Origin of the sequence: Aquipseudomonas guryensis (assembly GCF_014164785.1) — a bacterium.
Classification (GTDB): Bacteria; Pseudomonadota; Gammaproteobacteria; order Pseudomonadales; family Pseudomonadaceae; genus Aquipseudomonas; species Aquipseudomonas guryensis.
This window is the reverse complement of record NZ_JACJFN010000004.1, coordinates 412,403-438,188: the sequence shown is the minus strand read 5'-3', so window position 1 is coordinate 438,188 and position 25,786 is coordinate 412,403. Positions and strand designations below refer to the sequence as shown.

At 64.3% G+C, this 25,786-nt stretch carries 24 protein-coding genes; 14 read left to right on the top strand and 10 right to left on the bottom strand.

The features are described 5' to 3' along the window. The first annotated feature begins 42 nt into the window (after positions 1-42). Entirely contained in the window at positions 43-834 is a 792-nt protein-coding gene (locus H3H45_RS17155; protein WP_182834909.1) for a crotonase/enoyl-CoA hydratase family protein, read from the top strand. Positions 835-854: 20 nt separating this feature from the next. Here the strand turns inward: H3H45_RS17155 and H3H45_RS17150 are convergent, their stop codons facing one another. Both H3H45_RS17150 and H3H45_RS17145 read right to left on the bottom strand, forming a co-directional pair. After that, entirely contained in the window at positions 855-1,610 is a 756-nt protein-coding gene (locus tag H3H45_RS17150) for a spermidine synthase (protein WP_182834908.1), read from the bottom strand. After that, on the bottom strand, positions 1,603-2,574 hold the full coding sequence (locus H3H45_RS17145) for an AraC family transcriptional regulator (protein WP_182834907.1): 972 nt from the start codon (positions 2,572-2,574) through the stop codon (positions 1,603-1,605). The genes H3H45_RS17150 and H3H45_RS17145 overlap by 8 nt, the downstream gene beginning before the upstream one ends. A gap of 103 nt (positions 2,575-2,677) precedes the next feature. On the opposite strand from H3H45_RS17145, the gene H3H45_RS17140 reads away from it, so the two are divergent. The 6 genes from H3H45_RS17140 to H3H45_RS17115 all read left to right on the top strand — a co-directional run bounded on the left by H3H45_RS17140 (position 2,678) and on the right by H3H45_RS17115 (position 9,931). After that, positions 2,678-4,027, top strand: a complete 1,350-nt coding sequence (locus H3H45_RS17140; protein WP_182834906.1) for a flavin-containing monooxygenase — start codon at positions 2,678-2,680, stop codon at positions 4,025-4,027. Beyond that, positions 4,008-4,934, top strand: a complete 927-nt coding sequence (locus H3H45_RS17135) for a bile acid:sodium symporter family protein (RefSeq protein WP_182834905.1) — start codon at positions 4,008-4,010, stop codon at positions 4,932-4,934. The genes H3H45_RS17140 and H3H45_RS17135 overlap by 20 nt, the downstream gene beginning before the upstream one ends. Continuing rightward, complete coding sequence (locus tag H3H45_RS17130; protein WP_182834904.1) at positions 4,934-5,815, top strand: SDR family NAD(P)-dependent oxidoreductase; 882 nt, start codon at positions 4,934-4,936, stop codon at positions 5,813-5,815. Before H3H45_RS17135 ends, H3H45_RS17130 begins: the two co-directional genes overlap by 1 nt. After that, on the top strand, positions 5,812-6,549 hold the full coding sequence (locus H3H45_RS17125; RefSeq protein ID WP_182834903.1) for a sulfite exporter TauE/SafE family protein: 738 nt from the start codon (positions 5,812-5,814) through the stop codon (positions 6,547-6,549). The genes H3H45_RS17130 and H3H45_RS17125 overlap by 4 nt, the downstream gene beginning before the upstream one ends. Continuing rightward, positions 6,546-8,336, top strand: a complete 1,791-nt coding sequence (locus H3H45_RS17120; protein WP_182834902.1) for an N-acyl-D-amino-acid deacylase family protein — start codon at positions 6,546-6,548, stop codon at positions 8,334-8,336. Before H3H45_RS17125 ends, H3H45_RS17120 begins: the two co-directional genes overlap by 4 nt. 248 nt (positions 8,337-8,584) lie before the next feature. Then, positions 8,585-9,931 (top strand): class II 3-deoxy-7-phosphoheptulonate synthase, encoded by a 1,347-nt coding sequence (locus tag H3H45_RS17115; RefSeq protein ID WP_182834901.1) that lies wholly within the window; start codon positions 8,585-8,587, stop codon positions 9,929-9,931. Positions 9,932-10,069: 138 nt separating this feature from the next. On the opposite strand, the gene H3H45_RS17110 is transcribed toward H3H45_RS17115, so the two are convergent. After that, positions 10,070-12,133 carry an LTA synthase family protein gene (locus tag H3H45_RS17110; protein WP_182834900.1) on the bottom strand — a complete coding sequence of 688 codons (2,064 nt, stop codon included), beginning with the start codon at positions 12,131-12,133 and terminating at the stop codon, positions 10,070-10,072. Between the two features lie 176 nt (positions 12,134-12,309). Here H3H45_RS17110 and H3H45_RS17105 point away from each other — a divergent pair, with 176 nt between their 5' ends. Continuing rightward, positions 12,310-12,753: a hypothetical protein gene (locus H3H45_RS17105; RefSeq protein ID WP_182834899.1), complete on the top strand. Its 444-nt coding sequence runs from the start codon at positions 12,310-12,312 to the stop codon at positions 12,751-12,753. A gap of 351 nt (positions 12,754-13,104) precedes the next feature. Further along, positions 13,105-14,550 carry a methyl-accepting chemotaxis protein gene (locus H3H45_RS17100; protein ID WP_182834898.1) on the top strand — a complete coding sequence of 482 codons (1,446 nt, stop codon included), beginning with the start codon at positions 13,105-13,107 and terminating at the stop codon, positions 14,548-14,550. Between the two features lie 46 nt (positions 14,551-14,596). Here the strand turns inward: H3H45_RS17100 and H3H45_RS17095 are convergent, their stop codons facing one another. The 3 genes from H3H45_RS17095 to H3H45_RS17085 all read right to left on the bottom strand — a co-directional run bounded on the left by H3H45_RS17095 (position 14,597) and on the right by H3H45_RS17085 (position 16,888). Next, positions 14,597-15,409, bottom strand: a complete 813-nt coding sequence (locus H3H45_RS17095; RefSeq protein WP_182834897.1) for a substrate-binding periplasmic protein — start codon at positions 15,407-15,409, stop codon at positions 14,597-14,599. A 96-nt stretch (positions 15,410-15,505) separates the two neighbouring features. Next, on the bottom strand, positions 15,506-16,366 hold the full coding sequence (gene speE, locus H3H45_RS17090; protein WP_182834896.1) for a polyamine aminopropyltransferase: 861 nt from the start codon (positions 16,364-16,366) through the stop codon (positions 15,506-15,508). Between the two features lie 330 nt (positions 16,367-16,696). Continuing rightward, positions 16,697-16,888 (bottom strand): PLDc N-terminal domain-containing protein, encoded by a 192-nt coding sequence (locus tag H3H45_RS17085; RefSeq protein ID WP_173205745.1) that lies wholly within the window; start codon positions 16,886-16,888, stop codon positions 16,697-16,699. A gap of 241 nt (positions 16,889-17,129) precedes the next feature. Here H3H45_RS17085 and H3H45_RS17080 point away from each other — a divergent pair, with 241 nt between their 5' ends. The 5 genes from H3H45_RS17080 to H3H45_RS17060 all read left to right on the top strand — a co-directional run bounded on the left by H3H45_RS17080 (position 17,130) and on the right by H3H45_RS17060 (position 20,553). Next, positions 17,130-17,396: a hypothetical protein gene (locus H3H45_RS17080; protein WP_182834895.1), complete on the top strand. Its 267-nt coding sequence runs from the start codon at positions 17,130-17,132 to the stop codon at positions 17,394-17,396. A 130-nt stretch (positions 17,397-17,526) separates the two neighbouring features. Further along, the gene (locus tag H3H45_RS17075) at positions 17,527-18,030 is read left to right on the top strand and encodes a hypothetical protein (RefSeq protein WP_182834894.1); all 504 of its coding nucleotides are present in this window, start codon (positions 17,527-17,529) and stop codon (positions 18,028-18,030) included. Positions 18,031-18,116: 86 nt separating this feature from the next. After that, positions 18,117-19,109 carry a GlxA family transcriptional regulator gene (locus H3H45_RS17070; protein ID WP_182834893.1) on the top strand — a complete coding sequence of 331 codons (993 nt, stop codon included), beginning with the start codon at positions 18,117-18,119 and terminating at the stop codon, positions 19,107-19,109. A gap of 15 nt (positions 19,110-19,124) precedes the next feature. Continuing rightward, complete coding sequence (locus H3H45_RS17065) at positions 19,125-19,364, top strand: DUF1272 domain-containing protein (protein ID WP_182834892.1); 240 nt, start codon at positions 19,125-19,127, stop codon at positions 19,362-19,364. Positions 19,365-19,377: 13 nt separating this feature from the next. After that, positions 19,378-20,553, top strand: a complete 1,176-nt coding sequence (locus H3H45_RS17060; RefSeq protein WP_235983787.1) for an MFS transporter — start codon at positions 19,378-19,380, stop codon at positions 20,551-20,553. Positions 20,554-20,573: 20 nt separating this feature from the next. On the opposite strand, the gene H3H45_RS17055 is transcribed toward H3H45_RS17060, so the two are convergent. The 4 genes from H3H45_RS17055 to H3H45_RS17040 form a co-directional block, all read right to left on the bottom strand. Continuing rightward, complete coding sequence (locus H3H45_RS17055; protein WP_182834890.1) at positions 20,574-21,527, bottom strand: sensor domain-containing diguanylate cyclase; 954 nt, start codon at positions 21,525-21,527, stop codon at positions 20,574-20,576. 8 nt (positions 21,528-21,535) lie between these two features. Next, positions 21,536-22,531 (bottom strand): response regulator, encoded by a 996-nt coding sequence (locus tag H3H45_RS17050; RefSeq protein WP_182834889.1) that lies wholly within the window; start codon positions 22,529-22,531, stop codon positions 21,536-21,538. Positions 22,532-22,784: 253 nt separating this feature from the next. Further along, the gene (nfuA, locus tag H3H45_RS17045) at positions 22,785-23,369 is read right to left on the bottom strand and encodes a Fe-S biogenesis protein NfuA (RefSeq protein WP_182834888.1); all 585 of its coding nucleotides are present in this window, start codon (positions 23,367-23,369) and stop codon (positions 22,785-22,787) included. Between the two features lie 118 nt (positions 23,370-23,487). After that, the gene (locus H3H45_RS17040) at positions 23,488-25,773 is read right to left on the bottom strand and encodes a fatty acid cis/trans isomerase (RefSeq protein WP_182834887.1); all 2,286 of its coding nucleotides are present in this window, start codon (positions 25,771-25,773) and stop codon (positions 23,488-23,490) included. Positions 25,774-25,786 lie beyond the last annotated feature (13 nt).

Genomic DNA, 25,786 nt, shown 5'->3' with positions numbered 1-25,786 from the left:
TGACTATAAAGGAAACTCACCTAGCGAACCTGGAGCCACCCCATGGCCGAGCCGACGACCGACCGTATCAGCCGCGAGAAACGTGGCCAGATCCTGCTGATCGGACTCAACCGCAGCGACAAGCGCAACGCCTTCGACCTCGACATGCTCAATCAGCTCTGCCTGGCCTATGGCGAATTCGAGCGCGATGAGGAAGCGCGTGTGGCCCTGGTGTTTGCCCATGGCGAACACTTCACCGCTGGCCTCGATCTGGCCAAGGTGGCATCCACCTTTGCCGCCGGCTGGCATATTCCCGCTGGCGGCTGCGATCCCTGGGGCGTATTCGGCGGCCCACGGGTCAGCAAGCCGGTGATCGTCGCCGCCCGTGGCTACTGCTACACCATCGGCATCGAGCTGATGCTGGCCTCCGATATCAACCTGTGTTCCAGCGACACCCGCTTCGCACAGATGGAGGTACAGCGCGGCATCCTGCCGTTCGGCGGCGCCACCCTGCGCATGCACCAGGCCGCCGGCTGGGGCAATGCCATGCGCTGGCTGCTGACCGGCGACCCCTTCGATGCCGCGGAAGCCTATCGCCTGGGCCTGGTACAGGAAGTGTTCAGCCCCGAGGACCTGCTGCCCGGCGCCCTGGCGCTCGCCGAACGCATCGCCGCCCAGGCGCCGCTGGGCGTACGCGCCACCCTGGCTTCGGCACGCCAGGCCGTGCAAGAGGGGGAAGCGGCAGCGATTGCCAGCCTGCATCCGGTAGTTACCGCACTGATGGCCAGCGAAGATGCCCAGGAAGGCGTGCGCGCCATGCTCGAACGCCGCCCCGGTGACTTCAAGGGCCGCTGAACGGCGCGGCTGCGCCGGCCTCAACTGGCCGGGCGCAGCACGTCGATCAAGGGCTGCAGCGAATAGCCCAGGCGCGGCGCCAGTTCGGCGGCGCGGGCCGAGAGCTGTTCGGGCTGCAACTCCTGCTCCAGATCAGCCGGCACCAGCAGGATGACGTTGCCCTCCTTCACCGGAATCTCCCAGTAATGCCGATGATAGAGGCCACGCAGCAGAGCCGCGCCTAGCGGCTTGCCGTCATCGGTGCCCCACTGATTGATCACCAGCCAGCCGCCCGGGTTGAGCTTGGCCTGGCAGCTTTCCAGGAACTTCCAGGCCAGGTGGCCAACCGCAGGGCCGGTGTCGGTGTACAGGTCGAGGAAAATCAGGTCGGCCGACTCGGCGCTGTCGAGCAGTTCCAGGGCATCGCCGATGCGGATGGTCAGGCGCGGGTCGTCGGCCAGTCCCAGGTACTGCATGGCCAGGCGCGGCACGTCCGGGCGCAGCTCGATCACCTCGACATCGTCCAGCTCGATGAAGCTCAGGCAGGCCTGGGTCAGGTTGCCCGCACCCAAGCCGAGAAACAGCGCGGTTTCCGGCGCCCCATGGCACAGCGCACCGAGGAACATGGCGCGGGTGTAGTCGTACTCCAGCCACTTCGGGTCACGGGTGAACACGCAGCTTTGCTCGATGGCATCGCCGAATTCGAGGAAACGGTAGTCGCCGACTTCCAGCACGCGGACCAGGCCGAACTGGTCCTGCACTTCGGCCAATACCCGCTCTTCACGCAAATCACTCATTCACCAACCCCTGACGAAACTGTCCCGGCGTCATGCTGCTCCAGCGGCGGAAGGCCTTGGCGAACGCACTCTCATCGGAAAACCCCAGACGCTCGGCCACCTCGCTCAGGCGTGGCGACTCGCGCAATAACTGTTCGGCCATCTGGTACAGCACCTGGTCGCGCAGCAACTTGAACGAGGTGCCCTCCTCGGCCAGCTTGCGGTTGAGGTGACGTCCGCTCAGCTCCAGCTGCTCGGCGATGCGCTCCTTGCCCCAGCGCGGCTGTGCCCGCTGCAACTGCTGTACCCGCGCCGCCAGGCTCTGCGTACCTAGGCGCTCGAGCAGGCTGTCGGCGAGGCCGCGCAGGTGCTCGCGCATCAGCGCATTGGCCTGGATCAGCGGCACCTGCAGATCGGCGGCGGCGAACACCAGGGCGTTTTCGGCGGCGGCGAACTGCAACGGACAGGCCAGCAGCTCGGCATAGCTGGCCTCGCTGCCGCGCGCCGGGTGACTGAAGCTGAGCAGCAAGGGACTGACCTTGCTGCCGGTGATCCAGCGGGTCATGTGCAGCAGGCTAGCCAGCACCGCCTCGACCCGCTCGTCGCGGCGCACCTGGTACTGCGGCTGGTAGACCAGGCACAGGCGCTGGCCCTCGTCGCGCAGGCTGAACTCACCGCCTTCGCCGACTATCGGGTAGTACTCGAGCAAGGCTTCCAGCGCCTCGCCGACCGTTTCGCAGCTCATCAGCAGGGCGCCGACCATGTCCAGATGACCGACCTGCAGGGCGCAGCCCAGGCGCAAGCCGGTCAGCGGATCGTGTGCCGCCGCGCAGAAGGCTTCCCACAGAACGTCCTGGCGCGCCAGCGGAATGCGCGCCTCACCACCCAGCTCGCGCAGCTCGGCCGGCAGCGGCAAGGCCAGGCGCTCGGCGGCCTGGAGGATGGCCTGGGTGTAATGCACGGTGACGGAAGGCGTAGTGCTCATGGTCCTGAATTAACCGACTGGAGTCCTGAATGAGCCATTACGGCAAGCGGAGGGCTGCATATGCTTACGGAATAACTACAGAAAGACAATTGAGACGCCTTGCATGCACGCCATTATCGGAGCCGGCCCTATGGGGCTGGCGGCTGCCCGTCAGCTACAGCGCTATGGTATCCCCTTCGTCGGCTTCGAGCTGCACGCGGATGTCGGTGGCCTGTGGGATATCAGCAACCCGCACAGCACCATGTACGAGTCGGCGCACCTGATCTCGTCCAAGGGCACCACCGCCTTCGCCGAATTCCCCATGCCCGCCGCAGTGCCGCACTACCCGCGACACCAGCAGATCGGCCAGTACTTTCGCGATTACGCTGAGCACTTCGGCCTGCGACAGCACTACCAGTTCAATACCCGCGTGCTCAAGCTGGAGCGCCTCGACCAAGGTTGGCGCCTGCTCAGCGAATGCGCCGGCGTGCAACGTGAATGGCAGTTCGGCGGCGTGCTGATCGCCAACGGCACCCTGCACCAGCCCAATCAGCCAACCCTGCCCGGTCCGTTCACCGGCGAGCTGCTGCATTCCTCGGCCTACAAGTCGGCCGACATCTTCACCGGCAAGCGCGTGCTGGTGGTCGGCTGCGGCAACTCGGCCTGCGACATCGCCGTGGATGCCGTGCACCGCGCCGCCTCGGTCGACCTGTCGGTGCGACGCGGCTACCACTTCCTGCCCAAGTTCATCCTCGGCAAGCCCACCGACACCTTCGGCGGCGCAGTCAAGCTGCCACGCCGGCTCAAGCAGCTGGTCGACGGCCTGCTGGTGCGCGCCCTGCTCGGCAAGCCCTCGCAATATGGCCTGCCCGATCCGGACTACCGCCTGTATGAGTCGCACCCGGTGATGAACTCGCTGGTGCTGCACCATATCGGCCATGGCGATATCCAGCCGCGCGGCGATATCCGTCAGGTCGACGGCCATAGCGTGACCTTCGCCGATGGCAGCCAGGCCGACTACGACCTGATCCTCCAGGCCACCGGCTACAAGCTCGACTACCCCTTTATCGACCGCGCCGAGCTGAACTGGCCCCAGGATGCCGGCGCGCCGCAGCTGTACCTCAACGTGTTCCACCCGCTGCACCGCGACCTGTTCATGCTCGGCATGATCGAAGCCTCCGGCCTCGGCTGGCAGGGCCGCGCCGAGCAGGCCGAACTGGTCGCCCTGGTGATCCGCCAGCAGCTCGATGGCCACCCCTCGGCCGCGCGCTTCCATGAGCAGGTGCAGCAACGCTTCGCCCAGCGTATGGACGGCGGCTACGCCTACCTGCAGCTGGAACGCATGGCCTATTACGTGCACAAGGACAGCTACCGCGCCGCGCTCAAGGCGCATAGCGCCGAGCTGCGCGCCGACCTCGCCCCTATCGTCTCGACTTCAACCAAGGAAAGTCTCGATGCCTGCCGTCAATCTTGAGTTTTCCCCCAGCGCGATGATCGCGCTGAACGCCATCATCGCCCTGATGATGTTCGGCGTGTCCCTGGAGCTGCGCGCCGATGACTTCAAGCGCATCCTGCGCACGCCCAAGGCGCCGCTGATCGGCCTGTTCGTGCAGTTCGTGCTGCTGCCGGCCAGCACCTGCCTGCTGACCACCCTGCTGCCGATCGACCCGAGCCTGGCCCTGGGCATGATCCTGGTCGCCACCTGCCCGAGCGGCACCTTCTCCAACATCATGACCTGGCTGGGCCGTGGCAACGTCGCCGTGTCGGCCAGCGTCACCGCGGTGTCGAGCATCACCGCGGGGATCTTCACCCCGCTCAACTTCGCCCTGTACGCCGGGCTCAACCCCAACACCCGGGCACTGCTCACCGAGATCAGCGTCGACCCGGTCGAACTGCTGGCCATGGTCGTGCTGGTCCTGATCTTGCCGATGATCGCCGGCATGCTGCTCGGCAAGCGCCGCCCGCAGCTGGCGCAGAAGCTGGAGAAACCACTGCGCAACTTCTCCCTGCTGGTGATGCTGGCCTTCGTCGGCGGCGCCTTCGCCAAGAACTTCGAACAGTTCATCGAACACTTCCACCTGTTCTTCTGGCTGGTGGTCACGCTCAACGGCATGGCCCTGCTGCTCGGCTACCTGTGTGCGCGCCTGTGGCGCCTGGCGGAAGCAGACGTACGCGCGGTGACCCTGGAAACCGGCATCCACAACTCGGCCCTGGGCATGGCGCTGATCTTCACCTTCTTCCCGCAGGCTGGCGGCATGTTGCTGATCGCCGCTTTCTGGGGTTGCTGGCAACTGCTGGCGGGGCTGGTTCTGGCACTGTTCTGGGCTCGCCGCCCACCGGCCGGCCAGCCTGCCACCGTGCTCGGCGAAGGAGCCCAGTGATGCACGTAGCCCTGATCACCGGCGCCGCCAGCGGCCTCGGCTGGGAGCTGGCCAAGGCCTGCCATGCCCGTGGCGATCACCTGCTGCTCACCGATATCAATGCCAACGGCCTGGCCGCACGGGTCGCCGAACTGGGTGGCGAGCGGGTCGAAGGCCTGTCCGGCGATATCACCGATCCCGAGCTGCACCGCCAGCTGCTCGACGCCTGCCAGGTCCTGTTCGGCCGCCTCGACGTGCTGTTCAACAATGCCGGCATCACCCACCGCTCGCTGACCACCCGCACCGATCCGGCGGTGTTTCGCCAGGTCATGGCGGTGGACTACCACGCGCCGCTGGAGCTGACCCTGGCCGCCCTGCCGCTGCTGCGCGAGAGCCGCGGCCAGGTCGCCGCCATCGGCTCCATGGCCGGCTGGATGCCAGTGCTCGGCCGCGCCGGCTACTGCGCGGCAAAAAGTGCCCTGGGCCAGGCCTTCGAGGTGCTGCGCGCGGAAATCGCCCGTGATGGCATCCAGCTGCTGATGGTCTACCCGAGCTTTCTCGACACGCCGATCGACCGCAACGCCCTCGGCGCCGACGGCCAGCCGGCCGGCCATGCCCGCTCGACCATAGGCCGGGTGCGCGGCGCCGACTGGATGGCCGGGGAAATCCTCAAGGGCCTGGCTGCCGGCCAGCAACGCCTGTTTCCCGATCGCGGCAGCTGGCTGGCCAGCCTGCTCTGGCGCGTGGCGCCGGCGCTGTACTACCGGCAGATGAGCCGCCGTTTCGCTGGCGAACTGCCCACCAGCTCAACCGTAGGAGCGAGCTCTGCTCGCGAAGAAAGCACCACGCAGCCCGCTTCGCGAGCAGAGCTCGCTCCTACAAAAAAACAGAGCGCACCATGACTGCTTCCTACGCCCTGGGCGCCTTTATCCTGCTGGCCTATACCCTGGAAGCCGTCACCGGCTTCGGCAGCATCGTCATCGCCTTATCTCTGGGTGCACTACTGCTGCCTATCGACCAGTTGCTGCCAGTACTGGTGCCGCTGAATATCGGCATGACCGGCTACCTGGTCTGGCGCCACCGCGCGCAGATCGACCGTCCGCTGCTGCTCGGCACCATCCTGCCGGGCATGCTGCTCGGCACGTTGTTCGGCTATCTGCTGCTGCCGTACCTGGATGAGGCGCTGCTCAAGCGCTGTTTCGGTGTGCTGATCCTCTGGTTCGCCGGACGTGAGCTGTGGCGCCTGCGCCATGCCGCCGCGCTACCGGTAAGGCCACAGTGGCTGACCCGCTTGCTGACTCTAGGTGCTGGCCTCAGCCATGGCCTGTTCGCCTCCGGTGGGCCGCTGCTGGTGTTCGGCCTGGCCGGCACCAGCCTGGACAAGGCGCGCTTTCGCGCCACCCTGGTCAGCGTCTGGTTCACGCTCAACAGCCTGCTGACCCTGGCCTTTCTCGTCGATGGCCGCCTGCTGCCGGCGCTGCCGCAGGTACTGGTCTATGCCCCGCTGCTGCTGGTCGGCCTGTGGGCCGGCGAGCGCCTGCACCGGCGCTTCGACGAGCGTCATTTCCGCATCGCCATCTACATCCTGTTGCTGGTCACCGGCACCCTGCTGCTGTCGCCCTGGAGCCTGCTATGAGCTACGACATCATCATCAAGAACGGCCTGTATTTCGACGGCACTGGCGCACCCGGCGCACTGCGACATATCGGCATCAGGGCCGGGCGCATCGATGCGGTCAGCCTCAGCCCGCTGGTCGAGAATGGCTGCCCCGAGGTGCTCGACGCCGCCGGCCGCTGGGTGACCCCCGGTTTCCTGGAAATCCACTCGCACTACGATGCCGAAGTGATCGCCGCGCCGGCGCTGAAGGAGTCGGTGCGCCACGGCGTGACCAGCGTGACCATCGGCTCCTGCTCGATCAGCATGGTGCTGGCCGATGCCGAGGACTGTTCCGACCTGTTCACCCGCGTCGAGGCGGTGCCGCGCGAATACGTGCTGCCGATCCTCAAGGAGAAGAAGACCTGGCGCGACGCCGCCGGCTACCGCGCCTTCTACGACCAGCACCCGCTGGGGCCGAACGTCAGCTCCTTCCTCGGCCACTCCGAGCTACGTGTGGCGGTGATGGGCCTGGAGCGCGCCACCCGCAAGATCAAACCGAGCGAAGCCGAGCTGCAGCGCATGGAGCAGTTGCTGGAAGAAGCGCTGGACGCCGGCTGCATCGGCCTGTCGGTGATGACTACCAAGCTCGACAAGATGGATGGCGACCGTGCCTGGTCTAGCCCGCTGCCCTCGACCTTCGCCAACTGGACCGAGTTCTCCCGCCTGTTTGCCGTGCTGCGCCGGCGCGGCGCGGTGCTGCAGGGCGCGCCGGACGCGGTGACCAAGGTCAATGTGTTCGCCTTCCTCTATCAGGCCCACGGCTGGTTCCGCAAACCGCTGAAGTGCTCGATGCTCACCGCCCTGGACCTCAAGTCACAGCCGCTGCTACACCGTTTCACCCGCCTCTCCGGCTGGCTGGCCAACAAGGTACTGCTCGGCCACTTCCGCTGGCAGACCCTGCCGGCGCCCTTCACCCTGCGCCTGGAAGGGCTCAACGTGAACGCCTTCGAGGAATTCGGCGCCGGCGAGATCCTGCGCAACATCAAGGACCCGGACGAGCTGTACGCCAAGGTGCTGGAGCCGGAGTTTCGCGCCCTGTTCAAGAAGCAGGTCAAGGCCGTGCTGACCAAGGGGCTGTGGCACCGCGACTTCTCCGACTGCTGGGTGACCGAGTGCCCGGACGCCTCGATGGTCGGCAAGAACTTCAAGCAACTCGGCGCCGCCCGTGGCCTGGACCCGGTGGACGCCTACTTCGAGATCGCCTGCCAGTACCGCGAGGCGCTGAAGTGGACCACCTGCTATGGCAACCAGCGCCTGCCGGTGATGCACAAGCTGCTCTCCAGTCCCTGGACCCAGCCGGGCTTCGCCGACTCTGGCGCGCACCTGCGCTCCATCGCCCAGTACAACTTCCCGCTGCGTTTCCTCAAGTACGTGCGTGATGCCGAACTGGCCAGCACGCCGTTCATGGACATGGGCCACGCCGTGCACCGCCTGAGTGGCGAGCTGGCTGACTTTATCGGCGTGGATGCCGGCACCATCCGCGTCGGCGACCGCGCCGATGTGGTGATCGTCAACCCGGCCGGGCTGACCGACGAGCTGGATGAAATGCATGAAGCGCCCATGGAGGTGATCGGTCTGCAGCGCGTGGTCAAGCGCAACGACGCGGCGGTGGATGCCACCTTGATCAACGGCCGCATCGCCTACCGCCGTGGCAGCGAGTTCCCCGAGGCGCTGGGCAAGCAGCCCGGCTTCGGCTGCTTCCTGCCGGGCCGCGACGTATTGCCGCGTACCGCTACCGCTCGAGGCTTCAAACCGATCACTGCCTGACCGTAGCCCGGATGCAATCCGGGACAGCCGGCAAATCCGCCCGCGAATTGCATCCGGCTACGTCCCTGCCAGAAACGGACACGAACCTGTAGGAGCCAGCTTGCTGGCGATCAATGCCCCCGCGAACGGCTGATCGCCAGCAAGTTGGCTCCTACATACAGAGGCTCTATCACGTCTATCGGCTTGCCGGCCCAGGCTGATCGGTTACCATGCCAGTCCGCACGAACAGCCGCTAACCGAGAAGTCTGATGTCGCACGCCTGGAGCCCCGAAAGCTGGAGAAGCAAGCCGATCCAGCAACAACCCGTCTACCCTGACCTCGCCCACCTGCAACGAGTCGAGCAGACCCTGGCCGGCTATCCGCCGCTGGTCTTCGCCGGCGAGGCGCGCGAGCTGCGCCGCCAGTTTGCCGAGGTCACCCAGGGTCGGGCCTTTCTCCTGCAAGGTGGCGACTGTGCCGAAAGCTTCGCCGAATTCTCCACCCTGAAGATCCGCGACACCTTCAAGGTGCTGCTGCAGATGGCCATCGTCATGACCTTCGCCGCCGGCTGTCCAGTGGTCAAAGTCGGGCGCATGGCCGGGCAGTTCGCCAAGCCGCGCTCGGCCAATGACGAAACCATCGATGGCGTGACCCTGCCGGCCTACCGTGGCGATATCGTCAACGGCATCGACTTCGACGAAAAGAGCCGTGTGCCGGACCCGGAGCGCCTGCTGCAGGCTTACCACCAGGCCACCGCCAGCCTCAACCTGCTGCGCGCCTTCGCCCAGGGCGGCTTCGCCGACCTGCACCAGGTGCACCAGTGGAACCTCGACTTCATCGCCAACTCGGCACTGGGCGAGAAGTACAGCCAGCTGGCCGACCGCATCGACGAGACCCTGGCCTTCATGCGCGCCTGCGGCATGGATGGCGCCGCCCAGGTGCGCGAAACCAACTTCTTCACCGCCCACGAAGCCCTGCTGCTGGGCTACGAGCAGGCCTTCGTGCGCAAAGACAGCCTCACCGGTGGCTGGTACGACTGCTCCGCGCACATGCTGTGGATCGGCGACCGCACCCGCCAGCTCGACGGCGCCCATGTCGAGTTCCTGCGTGGCGTCGGCAACCCGATCGGGGTCAAGGTCGGCCCGAGCATGGACCCGGACGAGCTGATCCGTCTGATCGATATCCTCAACCCGGACAACGATCCCGGCCGCCTCAACCTGATCGTGCGCATGGGCGCCGACAAGGTCGAAGCGCACTTCCCGCGCCTGCTGCGCAAGGTGCAGAGCGAAGGCAAACAGGTGCTGTGGAGTTCCGACCCCATGCACGGCAATACCATCAAGGCCAGCAGCGGCTACAAGACCCGCGACTTCGCGCAAATTCTGTCCGAAGTGAAGCAGTTCTTCGCCGTGCACCAGGCCGAGGGTACTTACGCCGGCGGCATCCATATCGAGATGACCGGGCAGAACGTCACCGAATGCATCGGCGGCGCCCGACCGATCACCGAGGCAGGCCTGTCGGACCGCTACCACACCCACTGCGACCCGCGGATGAACGCCGACCAGTCACTGGAGCTGGCCTTCATGATTGCCGAGACGCTCAAGCAGGTGCGTCGCTAAGCGTCTACCTTCGTGCCGTTCCAACCACTGCCGGTGGGTAGCCCACCCCTCAGCGCCTGGTTGGGACGGTATTTTCGTAGGGCATGCATTACTCGTACGTGACTTAGCTGCACAGGCACACGCTAGTGCGGCGCTCCCTCACTCAGACTTGCTGCCACGCACCCCGGCACTGTTATCCAGCAGGCTCTGGGTCGAGACCTGCAGGAACGCCTCCAGGCGCTGCTGCAACTCGGCTTGGGCCGGGTTGTTGGTCAACAGATCAACCCTGGCTCCAGCACCCAGCTCGTAGTCATATAGCCGCGGCGCCAGGCCCTTGGGCTGCACCAGAATCTTCGAACCACTGACGATGGCCACGGTCTGGTCGCTGCCGGACGGTTTGATCACCCCGACGCCCTCATCGCCCGCTGGCAGGCTGAGCAGATCGCGGCCCCAGCATTGCTGGCGCACCGGGCCACCGAGGCGACCCATGATGGTTGGCACCACATCGACCTGGGTACCCACGGTATCGCGCTGGGCGCCGAACTTTTCGCGGATGCCGGGAGCAATCAGCAGCATGGGCACATGGTGGCGGAACAGGTCCATCTCGGTGAGTTGCTCACTGCTACCGAAACCATGATCGCCGACCACCACGAACAGAGTGTCCTTGAAGTACGGCTCCTGGCGCGCCTTATAGAAGAACTGGCCCAGCGCCCAATCCGAATAGCGCATGGCGGTCAGGTGTTCGTTGGACGAGCCCTGATCGGTGACTGGCTCGACCGGCAGCTCCTTGGGCAAGGCATAGGGTGTGTGGTTGGACAGGCTCTGCAGCAGCGCATAGAACGGTTTGTTCGGGTCCAGCCTGGCCAGCTCGGCGGCGCCGCGGTCAAACATGTCCTGGTCGGAAACGCCCCAGGTCGGGTCCATGAATACCGGGTCGACGAAGTCCTCGCGGCCAATAAAGTTGCGCATGCCCTGGTTGCTAAAGAATCCGGACTGGTTGTCCCACTGGAAGTTGCCGTTATAGACGTAGAGATCGTCGTAGCCACGGGCGCTGAGCAGTTGCGGCAGACCGGAGAACTGGTGACTGCCTTCCGGCGTGCGCATCAGGTACTCGAAACCGGGCAGGTTGGGGAAACAGGCCATGGTGGCGAACATGCCCTGGTGGGTATGGGTGCCGTTGGCGAAGATGCGGCTGAACAGCAGTCCCTCCTCGCTCAGGCGGTCGAAGTTCGGCGTGATGCCGGCATCGCTGCCCAGTGCACCGACCCAGCGCCCGGCGAAGCTTTCCATGAGAATCACCACCACATGGCGGATCGGCAAGGTGCCGGCCTGTGGCGGCTGGAAGTCGCGGCGCACGGCGGCAGTGTCGGCATCGACCAGCGTGTCGTGCTCGCCAAGCAGCATGCCACGCACGGTCTGTAGGGCTTCGGCCGCCGGTTGGGTGGCCTTCCAGGCATTGTCACGGTGACTGGAGAAGCTGTTCTTCGCCGCATCGACCAGGCTCAGGGTGCCATTGAGGCCCAGGTGATTGGCGAACATCGAATCAGTGGTGAAGGCATCGCCCCAGCGCAGCGGCGGGCCCTGCTTGAGCGTGCCGCGCGCGGCGATCACCGCCAGCAGCAGGCAGACCACGAATACGCCGACCCGCCAGTACCAGAGCGGCGCCGGCTGCGTGGTGGCTGCGCGGGTACTGTGCTCGATCAGCATGAACAGCCAGGCCAGCGCCAGCGTAGCCAGGCCCCAGGCCAGCAGGTAGCGCACGACCGGGAAGCCATGCCAGAGCATGCTCAGTACGGTGCCCAGATCCTCTTCCAGATACTGGAACACCAGGCTGTTCAGGCGCTGGTGAAACTCGCGGTAGAAGTCCAGCTCGGTGACACCGAGGAACAGAGTCAGGCTGGCGAACAGAGTCAGCCAGGCCACATGCAACCGCCGAGCGGCCATAGCCCGTGTGCTCAGCAGCGACAACAGCAGCGGCGCGCAGGCATATACCACCAGGCGCAGATCGAAGCGCAGACCGTTGAGGAAGGCCTCGGCAAGCACCCATGCCGAGGTATCGCCGATCTGCTCCTGGTTATAGAGCATTAGCGCCAGGCGTAGCAGGGAATACATCAGCATCAGCAACAAGGCACTGGCGCCGGTAAACGCCAGATGGCTGGTCAGCGTGATTTGATAGTAACGAGCAGGCACAGCCTGCTGATCATGGGTATCCGCATAAGACATGGAAGAGGCAATCCAGATGAAAAATGAGCGAGCAACCGGGCCAGAGCACGCGGCACAACTATTGGCCTAGGTTGCGTGATGGCCCGTGAATTTTTTGTCGAACGGACTGACAGACCCCATACGCGCCTGTTAGGTTCGCCCCCTCAAAAGGATCAGCTCTTCAGCAAGGAAGCCCCATGCGCAACATTTTTCTATTCGCCCTCCTCAGCGCCTGCACCTTGGCCAGTGCCGATGGCCTGCAACTGCAACGTCAGGAGGGCTTCCAGAGTTATTACAGCGGCACCTTGACGGTTTCCGGCCAGTTCCAGTTTTTCGCCGAAGACGAGTTCAACCACGGCCTATGCTTCTACCCGCAAGGCAGCAGCGCCGCACTGATCCCGCGCAGTGCCGACGATGAGCGCATGCCGTGGTTCTGTTTCAGCAATCAACGGCAGGCCTTCGCCTTGCTTCAGGTGCCAACGTCGTTGCCGGCCGGCTTCTGCAGTGCCGAGGGCAGCGCGCAGTTGAGGATCTCCCACTACATGACCGACACCACCCCTTCGGAGGTCTCGGACATGGCCCACCTGGAAAGCGTCCTGCAAAGCAAACCGACACGCCTGCAGCCCTGCGAAACGCCCTGATGACGGGCAAGTCAGCGAATGGCTGAGACGCAGGCCCCTGCAATGCCAGCACTGCTGCGCACTGCGATAGGCACTGCCAGCCAGATGCCGATTGCGCCTTTCCTGCAGGCTTTTCGGCCAGACGCTCTGGAGCATCGCGCAAAGCCTCGTGGTTACTGGCTTGCACGCTCAAGGCCGCACGCGTGCTTCGTCGCCAATCGGTCGTCGCCAAGGCCTTGGCGCTGTACTCTCCACGCAGGCCATGTGCCATCACTCGAATCACCCGAACTGTGCGCCGTGCACCTGCATCACTCTCAAGTGGCAAGTGTCAGCGGCCGATAGTGTCGGCAACCAATAAGAACGGAGTCCCCTATGCAACAGGGCCTTTTAGCGACTTTTCTGCCACAGAGCGAACTCAGCCCCAGTGAAGCGCTGCTCAGCCGTATGCTCGCCTTCTTCGCCTTTTGCGGCCTGGTCATCGGTCTGTACAGCGGGATCAAATGGGGCCGCCTGGGCAACGACGCACTGATGCAAGGTTCCTTCCTGTTGATCATCGGCATGCCATTGGCCCTGCTGGTGCTGCGCAATGCCTGGCTACCGACGCGGGGCGTGGCCAACTTCGCCATGGCGCTGATCAGCAGCTACGCCATGATCCTCATCTACCACTTGGGCGGCCTGCACTCGGCGCATATCTTCTGGCCACTGGTGGTCATCGGCTTCGCCTACCTGTTGCTCGGCGGGCGCAGCGCGGCCTTCTGGGCCCTGTGGCAGATGGTGTTCGTGTTCTGGCTGATTCGCCTGCAGCGCAGTGGCGTCGAACTGCCGAACTTCGAGCTGAGCCCGCGTGACGCCATGCTCAACGAGTACTCAGGCTACATGCTGCCCGTGCTGACCATGTGGCTGGCCCAGTGGTATAGCTCCAAAGTGCGCCAGCAGGCCTTGGACGGTGCCCAGCAGAACCTCGACGAAGCCGAGCGCGTGGGCAAGGCTGCCACCGCTGGCAGCCAGCAGCTGGCCGCCCTGCTCGATGAGGTGCGCCACAGCGCCGCCGACCTGCGCCAGCTCTCCGTGCAGCTGTACCAGACCCTGGACAGCATGCGCCTGCGCTGCCAAAGCATCGATGGCGACGTGCAACAGCAGTCCGACGCCATGCACCAGCTTGACCTGGCCGTGCATCAGGTGCTGGAAAACCTTGCCGACAGTACCGCGCAGATGCAGCAGCTGAGCCAGGACACCCAGCACAGCAGCGGCCAGGTCAACACCTGCGCCCAGCGCATGCAGGACGCCCAGCAGAGCATGCAGGCCATCCAGCAGAGCAACCAGCGCATCGCCGAGTCCATGCAGATGATCAGCGCCATCGCTCAGCAGACCAACCTGCTGGCGCTCAACGCGGCCATCGAGGCAGCCCGCGCCGGTGAGCACGGGCGCGGCTTCGCCGTGGTCGCCGATGAGGTACGCAGTCTATCGCAACGCAGCAACCAGACGGCCGATACGGTGCAGAACGTGCTCGGCCAGTCCGAGCAGATCGTCAACACCGGTGCCGATCAGGTCTGCAGTGTCGGTGAGGCGCTCAGCGAAAACGCCGCCCTGACTGCCAACCTGTCCGGCGCCATCCTCCAGCACAGCCAGGCCCTCGACCAGGCCCACCGCCAGTTGGCCCAAGTGCGCGACAACAGCGCCGCCCAGCGCGAAGCCAGCCTGCGCCAGCGCCAGGCCAGCGCCGAACTGCTCAACGCTCAGGAATCACTGGTGGGTTTGGGTGAACGCCTGGAACAGCTGTCGCAGCAGCTGCACCAGCGGGTGGCCGCACAGCAGTAAGGCGGCCCCTGTCGAAAAGCGCCCGCCCTATGGCGGGCTCTTTGCTTCAGGGCGGCGGTTGGCGCAGATAACGGCGGGTCAGATCAGCACCAAGCTGTTGACGTTGCTCGGCCACGGCCCGCCAGAAACCCTCGGCCAATTCGGGATGAGTGCTGTAGAACTGGTGCGACAGCGGCAGATACCAGTCGGTTTCCAGCAAGGGCTGGGGCAGAAAAATCAGTTGCCCCTGCAGCTGCAGGCGCTCGATCAGCTCAAGGGCTATCTCGCGCTCCAGCACATAACCATCCAGGCGCCCGGCAGCGACCAGCCTGAGCGCCGCAGCCTGCGACAAGGACTCGCTGGCGAGCACGCCGAGCTCGCGCAAACGCTGACTGGTGGCATAGCCCAGCGGCGCGCCAACACCATAGCGTACACCGGAAAAGCGCTGACCATCCCACTGCAGTGCGCCACCCGGACGCACGATGATCGGGTACTCGACCCGCCACAGGCGTTGATTTGCATCCACCTGGCTCTGGCGCTGGAGATCTCGACCTGGGTAACGCCCCCAGGTATCGCGATCTGGCTGCCACACGGCAATGAACAAGCCATCGCTGTGGCCCTGCTGCACCTCATGTACGCAGCGTTTCCATGGATGTTGATGCAGATCCAGACGCAGCTTGGCCTGGTCGGCAGCCTGCTGGATCAGCTCGATAATCAAGCCTGGTTGCCCTGCCGCAGCGTCCGCCGGTGAGTAGGTATAGGGCGGTAGACCACCAAGCTCATAACAGAGCCTGAGGCGCGGCCAATCTTGCTCCGCAGCAGCAACTGCGCAGGACAAGCCGCCAAGCACCAGCAGAAGCAATACGCGCAGGCTAGCCATGACGCCTCTCTCTTAGCACCTGAATCAAGCATGGCGCTACAAGCCGCCAACGTCCAGAAGCGCGCCGGCCATTTCCCCCGCTGGTACTGCAGGCGCTCAGTCGTTGCTCGGCTTGTTCACGGCCTGCAACACGTACTGCGGCAGGGCGAAGGCCCCCTGGTGGATTTCCGGGTTGTAGTAGCGGGTCACGATACTGCTGCCGGCAAAGCGCTGGCGCAGGATTTCCAGCGGCAGCTTGCGGTACTCGGCGTCGGTAGAGCCCCAGGCAAAGGTCATGCTGCCACCGATGTAGGTCGGCACCGCCGCCATGTAGAAATGCCAGTCGGCGAACAGGCCATCCATGCGGCTGGCGGTATTCTGCACTTCGCCGAGCTGCATGAACGGCGTGCCGTTCTGCGTGACCAGGATGCCGCCATCGTTCAGGCAACGGCGGCAGGCCTGGTAGAAGTTCTCGGAGAACAGCACCTCACCCGGGCCGATCGGGTCGGTGGAGTCGGAGATGATCACGTCGAACTTCTCCGTGGTGCTGGCGACGAAGTTCATGCCGTCATCGATCACCAGGTTCAGGCGCGGGTCTTCATAGGCGCCGCAGGAGTGGTTGGGCAGGAACTCCTTGCACATCTCGACCACGGTGCCGTCGATCTCGACCATGGTGATGCTTTCGACGCTGCGGTGCTTGCGCACCTCGCGCAGCATGCCACCGTCGCCCCCGCCAATGATCAGCACGCGCTTGGCGCTGCCGTGAGCCAGGATCGGCACGTGGGTGAGCATCTCGTGGTAGATGAACTCGTCGGCCTCGGTGGTCTGGATCACCCCATCGAGGGCCATCACCCGGCCCATGCGGGCGTTCTCGAAGATCACCAGATGCTGGTGTTCGGTGCGCACTTCATGCAGCAGCTTGTCCATGCGAAAACGCTGGCCATAGCCGTCGTAGAGAGTTTCCTGGTAATCGCTCATGGGTAGTCCCCCGTCGAAGTGGTGGATGCGGACGGACTGAGAACCTGTGCAAAGACATGCGAGCTAGAACCAGACAAGGCGAAATCGAGCGAAGAAGCGCAGTTTACGAGTGCTAAATGAGCATTCTGAGTTCGATTTCAACGCCGTATGGCCGACGCGCAGCAGGCTTTGGACAGGTTCCGTCACCCGCCCATGAAAAGGCGCGCATTGTAAGGGCATAACCGGGGTGGCTCCACCGCCTACCTGCAAGCGGATGTGTGAAGCCCAGTGCAGACCGCCTTCCTGCGGTAGACGCCGACAGGAAGGACGATGTTCAGAGGTGTGAGGGAATTACAGACGAACGTTGCCACGCGGCCCCGCCAGGGCCCAGATGATCAGGCCGAGCACAGGGAGGAAGACAATCAGCAGCACCCAGACCACTTTCATCGTGGTTTCCGCGTTGCTTTTCACCACATTGATGATCGCCCAGATATCCAGGACCAGAATGACGAGACTGAGAAGACCGCTCAAGGTAGAGCCCATGGAAACACTCCTGTGTGATGGGGTTGCCTGCTTAGGATAAACAGAATCCACCGATGTTCCATTTTCCTCGCCAGTCTTGGGCAAAAGCGTCTGAAAACGGGAACATGCGACATATTTCTATGTTTTTACGCCAGCATGTGACTTTCCAGTCAGGTTTCGTCATCAACAATGCACAGGCCGCGGCAATAAGCGCTTTCGTCGGCCAGATCGCATATTGGGCAGCCTCTGGAGAAACAGACCCATGAACACCATGCTCCGCGTCAACGAAGCACTTTTGATTGCCGGCCGCGCCTTCCAGCCGTTCCAGTGTGTCGCCTGGACCCAGCAGGATGGCAGCGGTGAACTTAACCTGACCGTGATTGACCGCACCAACACCCGCGTCGGCCAGGCTCGTCTCACCAGCAGCACCTACCGTGACCCAGCGCAACTGGCCGATGTACTGACGCAGTCGCGCGAACAGCTGAGCCGGCAGGGCTTCGCCCTCGAACCCTGGAGCATGCCGGAGTAACACTCCGCGCTCCCCGACCTGCCGCCACCCCGAAGCCCCCTCTGCCGCAAGGCGATGGGGCTTCTCTTTTCCACGCCCCACCTGCAATCCGCTAAGCTGCCCTCCCGCAACGGCCACTCTGGAGGGACCCATGCCACGCCTGCGCCATCTGCTGCTCTGTCTTCTGTTATCGACGCCTTCCCTGAGCGCACACGCCGATGCGCCCTCCGAGGCCCTAGCGGTACAGATCGAACGCCTGGTTGAACTGCTCGGCGACGGTTACAGCAGTGGCTATCCGGAAGCAAGCCTGTATCGCTTGGCGGATCAACAGCAGCCAGACTCTCCGGCATTCGCCGTTTTTACCGTGGAAGGCTACGGGGGCGGCAATGGCCACTTGCAGTATCTGGCCGCCTTCCAGCGCGGCCAGGGGCGCGACGGCAAGGAGCACTACCAGTTTCTCGACGTGGTGTGGATCGGCGGCAAGAGCTTCCGCTCCATCGATGACATTGACGCCTTGGAGCTGCTCCCTGCGGGCGGCATGCGGGTGCACCTGTCCGGCATGGCCAACAGCGCAGAAGATGCGCCTAACTTCCCCAGCCAGCCGCTGCGGGTACAGCGAGACCTGATCCAGGGGCGCTTCCTCGGCGAAAGCTGAGACCTGGCAAGATCTGTGGGTTTATTGTCATTGTCGCCAAGTAGTGCCGAGCGCAGACTGCGTTCATCCTCTTGCGAGAACCGACCATGGACCCGCTACGCACGATTGCCTGCCTGATCTACCCGGACTTCATGAGCCTGGATGTCACCGGCCCCTTGCAGGTATTCGCCTCGGCCAATGTCGAGTGTCAACGCCAGGGCCTGCCAAGCGCTTACCGGCTGCTGGTACTGGCCGAACAACCCGGACCTGTCGCGACCTCGGCGGGTTTTCAGCTGATTGCCGAGCAGGCCTGGCGCGACAGCAATCCCGCCGAGCTGGATACCCTGCTGATTCCCGGCGGCCTCGGCGAAGGGGCGCAATGCCAGAACCCAGCGCTGCTGGCATGGCTCAGGGCGGCCGAACCCAAAGTGCGCCGCCTCGGCTCGGTGTGCTCCGGGGCCTTGATCCTGGCGGCCGCCGGCCTGCTCGATGGGCGCCGGGCGACCACCCACTGGGCGGATGTCGAGGCCTTGCGCGCCTATCCACATATCGAGATCGACGGTAATCGCCTGCATACCTATGACCCCAGCGGTCGCGATGGCGAGGCCCATATCTTTACCTCGGCCGGGGTCACCGCAGGCATCGATCTGGCCCTGGCCCTGGTCGAAGCCGATCTCGGTCGCCCGCTGGCCCTGGCCGTGGCACGGCGCCTGGTGATGTTCCTGCGCCGCCCCGGCGGCCAGGCGCAGTTCAGCGCCCTGCTCACCCCACAGGCCAACCGCACGCCACGCCTGCTTGGCCTGCTCGAGTGGATGGCACAGAACCTCTGCGCCGACCTGTCGCTGGAGGCCCTGGCCAGCCAGGCCAACCTGTCCAGCCGCAGCCTGTCGCGCCTGTTCGTCCAGGAGCTGGGCATGGGCCCCGGGCGCTACGTGGAGCGCTTGCGCCTGGAGGCCGCGCGCGCGCTGCTGCAGGACAGCGGCGCCTCGATCAGCACGGTGGCGCGCCTGACCGGCTTCAACCACCCGGAAAACCTGCGCCGCACCTTTCACAAGCACCTGGCGGTCAGCCCCCAGGACTACGCCGAACGTTTTGCCTGATCAGGAGAGATACGCATGCTGCAACTACGCCCCGGCTGCGAATGCTGTGACCGCGACCTGCCGCCCGACTCGACGGACGCCATGATCTGCTCGTTCGAGTGCACCTTCTGCCGCGACTGCACAGAACAGCGCCTGCACGGCCAATGCCCCAACTGCGGCGGAGAGCTAGTGCGCCGACCGATTCGGCCCGCCGCCAAGCTGGCTGCCAACCCGCCCTCCAGCACTCGCATCCACAAGCCAGGTGGCTGCGCCTGAGGACTTCACCATGCTGCTTCTGCGTCACCCCACCCTACTGAAACTGTTTATCGCCCAGGCCCTGTACTGGAGCTGCGCGATGATCGGCATCACCCTCACTGCTCTGGTCGGCCTGCAGCTGGCACCCAGCAATGTGCTGGCCACCCTGCCGCTGGCCCTGCTGGTACTGGGTAATCTGCTGGCGACCCAGCCGCTGTCGCTGTTCATGCAGCGTCACGGGCGGCGGCCGGGGTTAATGCTCGGTGCCGGCGCCGGTGCAGCGGGCGGTCTGCTCAGCGCACTGGGCGTGTGGCAGGCGGACTTCTTGCTGTTCTGCCTGGGCGCGCTGTCGATTGGCGTCTACCAGGCCTCGGCGATGTACTACCGCTTCGCCGCGCTGGAGGCAGTGGACACGGCACACCAGGGCCGGGCGACCGCCTGGGTGATCTGCGGTGGCGTATGCGCCGCCCTGCTCGCCCCGAGTTTGACGCTGTGGTCGCGCCATCTCCTGAGTACACCCTTTGTCGGCGCTTACCTGGTACTGGCTATGCTGGCCGTGGCCGCTGTGTTGCTGCTCGCCAGTCTGCGTGAAGGGCGCCTGCCGGCCCCGGCCAATGGCGGCTTGCAGGCAATGCGCCAACTGCTGAAGCGGGGCCCGGTGCGCGCCGCGATGGCGACCACCGCCATCGGCCATGGCCTGATGTATCTGGTGATGAATGCCACGCCGCTGGCTATGAGTTTCTGCGGCCTGTCGCTGGAAGCCAGCGCCCAGGTGATCCAGTGGCACCTGCTCGGCATGTTCCTGCCGGCCTTCATCGCCGGCCCCCTGGTCGATCGCCTTGGCAGCCGCCGCGTGGCGCTGCTCGGCATCGCCCTGGTCAGCCTCAGCGCCGGCATTGCTCTGAGCGGCCAGGCACAGGCGCACTTCCTGATCTCCTCCTGCCTGCTGGGCATGGGCTGGAACCTGATGCTGGTGTCGGGCACCACCTTGCTCGGCACCGGTCACACGCCGGACGAACGCGGCCAGGCCCAGGGGCTTATGGAGTTGGGGAATGGCACGATGGCGGCGCTCGCCTCGTTCGCCTCTGGTGCCCTGATCAGCGGCATCGGCTGGAACCCGGTCAACCTGGCCATCCTGCCATTGCTGGCGCTAGCCCTGCTGGCCTTGCGCAAACCGGCAGAGCCGCAGCCCGTCGAAGCGCAGCACTGACTCAGAGCCTGTTCAGGCTCTCAGGCGCCGTGCACGCTCACCTGATTACGCCCGTTGCGCTTGGACTGGTACAGCGCATGGTCGGCCCACTCGATCAGTTGCTGGTGATCGTTGCCGCTCTGCGCCAGATCGGCGACGCCCAGGCTGATGGTGAAAGGAATCAGCTGGCCGTCGTAATCGACCTGCAACGCCTCGGTCTTCTGCCGTAAACGCTCGGCAAACAGGCGCGCGCCGGCGCTATCGACGTCCGGCAGGAGAATGACGAACTCCTCGCCGCCGTAGCGCCCGGCGATATCAGTATCGCGCGCCTCCTTGCGCACCACGTCGGCGACCGCCTGGATCACCTTGTCACCCGCCTGGTGGCCATAGGTGTCGTTGACCTTCTTGAAGTGGTCGATATCGAACATCACCAGCGCCGCCGTGCTGCCGTAGCGGCGATGACGCGAGTACTCGCGCTTGAGTTCTTCTTCCCAATGCCCGCGGTTGTTCAGCCCGGTCAGGCGATCGGTACGCGACAGGTGCTTGAGCTGGTCGTTGGCCGACTGCAACTGGTGCTTGTTCACCGCGACGTTGGTGACGTCGTAGATGATCAGACAGACATGCTCGACCACGCTGTTGGTCGCCTGCAGCGGCAGGATGGTGGTGTTCTGGTACATGAACTCTTCCTGCCCGGTGATCGGCTGGTAGTTCTTGAAGCGCACCAGGTAGGGGCGCTGCTCCCAGATGGTGAACGCCGGCGTGCCGAGGGTGACCACGCTTTCCACCTTATGACGGAACCACGGTTCCTCGACCTCGGGGAACAGGCTGAAGAAGGATTTCTGCACCGCGTCCTGGGCCGTGCGCCCGGAGCGGTTTTCCATGAAGCTGTTCCACACCTCCACGCGGTACTCACGATCGAGTACCACCACGCCGACGTCGATGCTCTGCACGATGGCCAGCAACCAGTGAAACTCGTTGAGATCCATGCCAGCCATGTCTTACATCATCCCATCAGGTAAGCGAGTTTGTGGGTCAGCAGCGGTACCGAGTCCTCGGTGAACAGCAGCAACAGGTCGAAGTGGATGTCGTGTCCCTCGATGCTGTAGCTGATCTCCACCGCCAGGGTCTTGCGCCAGCGCTGCTGGTTGAGGCGGATCAGTTCGTCGATCGAGGCATGTTCGCCAAGTATCTGCGGGTGGCCCTGGGAAAACTTCACGTTGATCTGCTCGGCGATGCCACTGAGGCAAGCGCCGATCACCACGCTGGACATGTCCAGAAGCATTTCCATCGGCTGGTAGTCATGTTCCTGGCGCTGCATCAGCCTGGCCATGTCCGCCACTTCCGAGTCATGGAACAACAGTAGCGCTTCACCGCAGATGCCACCGCCAATATAGCCCTGGCACACCGCCGTCAGACGATCGCCCTGCTGGGCATCGATCAGCGCCATGTGCAGCTCGCCAACCTCGAGGATGTTGACGTTGGGCACCGGCAACTGCACGAACACCCCCAGCACCCGCGCCAGCAGTGCAGCGGCGCGGCCCATGGCGACGTTGATCACCTCGCGGAAGGCATCGCGGAAAGTCACCTGGGGCTCGCTGAGGCTGGCCGGCGCCAGCGCAGCGCCCTTCGCTGTCAGCAGACCCAGGTGCTGCAGGGTTTCTTGCAGCAGCGCAGGCTCGGCTGGTTTCTTCAGAAAAGCCAGGGCGCCCAGCTCGGTGACCCGGCGCCTAGCCTCGTCCTGCACGTCGCCGGAAATCACGATCACCGGGCATTGCAGGCCTTCGGCACGCATCGCCGTTAGCACGCCGTAGCCGTCCAGTACCGGCATGGTCAGGTCGAGCAGGAGCAAGTCGAAGTGCTGTGCGCGCAGCAGCTCCAGCGCCTCCTGGCCATGGCTGGCCTGGCTGACAGTCACCGGCCAGTCGGCGGGTAATGCACGCAGCAGCTGCTTGCGCGCCATGCTGGAGTCGTCGCAGACCAGTAGGGAGAACGTTGGCATTACCTATCCCTCGTGACTAGCACGCGAAATGACGGGCTGCGCTGATCGCCCAAGGTCATCGCTTCAACCATGCCGGAAGTCCGGCGATGGCCATACAAAACGCGCGGCATAAGGAAACATTTTTTCCTGACGCACGCCATAGCAATGTGCCATTACTTTGTCGACTACACGACATTTTCCATGCAAGCGCCTGCTGCAGAAACGCACAAGGCGACCGAAGTCGCCTTGTTTAGCCTTGCGTAGTGCCTGCCGATCAGTAGTACGCGTTCTCGCGAATACTGTGGTCGGTCACGTCACGCACGCCTTTGAGCTCCGGAATACGCTCGAGCAAGGTCTTCTCGATGCCTTCTTTGAGGGTCAGGTCGGCCTGGCCGCAGCCCTGGCAGCCACCGCCGAACTTGAGCACGGCGATGCCCTCCTCGACCACATCCACCAGGCTGACCTGGCCACCATGGTTGGCCAGGCCCGGATTGATCTCGGTCTGCAGGTAATAGTTGATGCGCTCGTTGAGCGGGCTGTCTTCGTTGACCATCGGCACCTTGGCGTTCGGCGCCTTGATGGTCAGCTGGCCACCCATGCGATCGGTGGCGTAGTCGACCACGGCGTCTTCGAGGAAGGGTTCGCTGACCGCGTCGATCCAGGCGGTAAAGCTGGCCAAGCCGAGGGCGGTGTCTTCCGGCTTTTGCTCGCCCGGCTTGCAATAGGCGATGCAGGTTTCCGCGTACTGGGTACCCGGCTGGGTGATGAACACACGGATGCCGATGCCCGGAGTGGTCTGCTTGCTCAGCAGATCAGCCAGGTAATCGTGGGCCGCGTCGGTAATGGTGATGGCGCTCATGGCAACTCCTCGCAAACATGGGCGCAGTGTACGCCAGTCGGCTGCATGGATAAAGTCCTACCAATTTAGTAGGAATAATTCCCAGCCCGCCGATGAGCCAGCCCATCGGCGGGTCTTGTCACAGGTTCTCGTAGCGATTCATGTCCAGCACGCCCGCCTCAACCGGCTCGGTTTCGCGAATATAGGCCGACAGATCGTGGAAATAGCGCCAGAACTCAGGATGGCTGCGGCGAATGCCCCAGCGCTCGACCAACTTGTCGAAGGCGTTGGGATCGCGCACCTGCTCCAGGGCGCTTACAAATTCGGGCACCTGGCTGGCCGGCACATTGAACAGGAAGTTCGGGTAGCTGGTCAGCACCCCCGGATAGACCGTCAACGTGTCCAGCCCCGGTTGGTAGCGCAGCGATTCACCAGCGATAAAAGCCACGTTGCTGTGCGCACGGTTGCGCAGCAAGCTGTAGACCTCACGCTTACCGTCGGCCAGTTCGACGCGCAGCAGGCTGGCTTCCGGCAACTGGTCGATCACCTTGAGCCCCGCCGCCGGTTTGCCAGGCAAACGGCTGAGCGCCTGTTCGGCATCCGCCAGCTCGGCGGGCAAACCTGGGCGATAGCACTCGGCCGTAACGCAGCGATTGAGCGGATCGGGCCGCGCATTGATATCCGCGTAACGCTCCAGCAAAGCCTGGGCAAACACGCGTTTGGGGTCATTGCCATCGAGTTTTAGGGCAGTCGGGGTATCCAGATCGGCATCCACATAAGCCAGCCACATTTTCAGCTTGGCACTGCCCTGGTACCAGTCATCCAGATAGGCCTGGCGCGACTCGGCCGGTAGCAGGCGGAGGAAATTCAGCTCGGCGCCGTTGCGGATCAGGTCGAAGTACAGCCGGGTCTGCGCCTGGTGCGAGACATTGCCGAACACGTCGAAATTGACCACCAGTTGGTAGTAGGTTCGCTCGAACAGCGGAAAGTCCAGCAGCCACAGGGTCTGCGGGATTTCGCCAATCAGGCCTTTGCGCACCGAAGCGCTGTCGCGCTGGCGGAAGATCGACAGCAGCGCATTGTCGTTGCCGGCCCAGATGCTCGACCAGCTGGGTGCCGGCGCATCGGCATAGGCCTGACGGCGCAGGTCTTCGTACTGGTTACGCTTTTTCAGGTAGCTGCGCCACAGCACCGGCAGCTCGCCGATCTCGTCGAACTGCCCGGGCATGGCCAGCAGCGGCGTGGCTTCGGCACGGTAGGCGGCATCGGTGAGGTAGAGGTCACGCTCCGGGGCCTGGAACAGCGCCCAGAAGTTGTCGCGAATCACGTCGGTGGCGATCTGCCCGCGACACACCGGGCCACGGATAAAGGTGCGCACGAAGTACTCGGCGTTATCCAGCATGAACTGGTAGCGCGCCTGCGGCGGGATGGCGGCGAAGGTCTCGAAGGGATTTTCCCGCCGTTGGGCGCCATAACCAGGCACCGCATCGGTGGTCCAGTCCGTGCCGTAAAACAGTTCGTTGACCCGCGCCAGCTTCTTCGCGCTGAGCGGATAGGTAATGTGGGTCTTGTGCACGATCACGCCCTGGATCGGCCACAGACGGTAATACACCTGGGTGCCTGGGTCTTCATTGGGTCGCCGGGTGGCGATTGCATCGATCGGCTGGCCGCTGGGCGTACGCGAGCGCACCAGCTGGAAGAAATGCCCCGGCTCGCCGCCTTCGAAATACAGATGGGCAAGGAACAGGTGCTCGAACAGCCAGCGCCCGACCAGCGCTTCACGCGCACCCGGCGCATTCAGCAGCCCTTCCCACTCGGCAATCTGCTTCTGCTCGGCCTGCGAAGGTTGCAGCGCCTGCTCATCCACCGGCGCGCCCTGCGCCAGCCATTGCTGCAGCGTGGCGTACTCGGCGTCGCTGAGACCAGCCACGGCGAACGGCATGCCGGCATGGGCGAACTGCTTCTGGTAGGCATCGAATTCGCCCGGCAGTGGGCATTGGTTGTCACGGGCGAGGGAGATATCCAGTTCGGCCGGCAACTTGGCATTCGGCACTGGCGGATTGCTGCGACCCAACTCCAGCATGCGCGCCATCAGCGCGGCCTGACCGTTCTGAGGGTTCAGCACCGACTCGAAGCCCTTGGCGCGCCAGGCCGCTTCCCCCTGGGCATCGAAATACAGGCGCGTGGTGGCTTGCGCCTTGGTCCGCCCGCCGTCATACACCGGCAGCTTGCTGGCGCCACGCAGCACGCCTTCGCCGCTGCCGAGGTTGAGCTGGCACGGCGCGTCATAACAGGCGTGGCAGGCCACGCACTTCTGCGTGAGGATGGGCTGGATGTCGCGGCTGTAGGAAACCGCTTCGCTGGCGCAAGCAGAGCCGGACAAGATGAAACCGAAGAAGAGAACTGCAAATCCCTGGCGCGACATAAACCCTATCCTG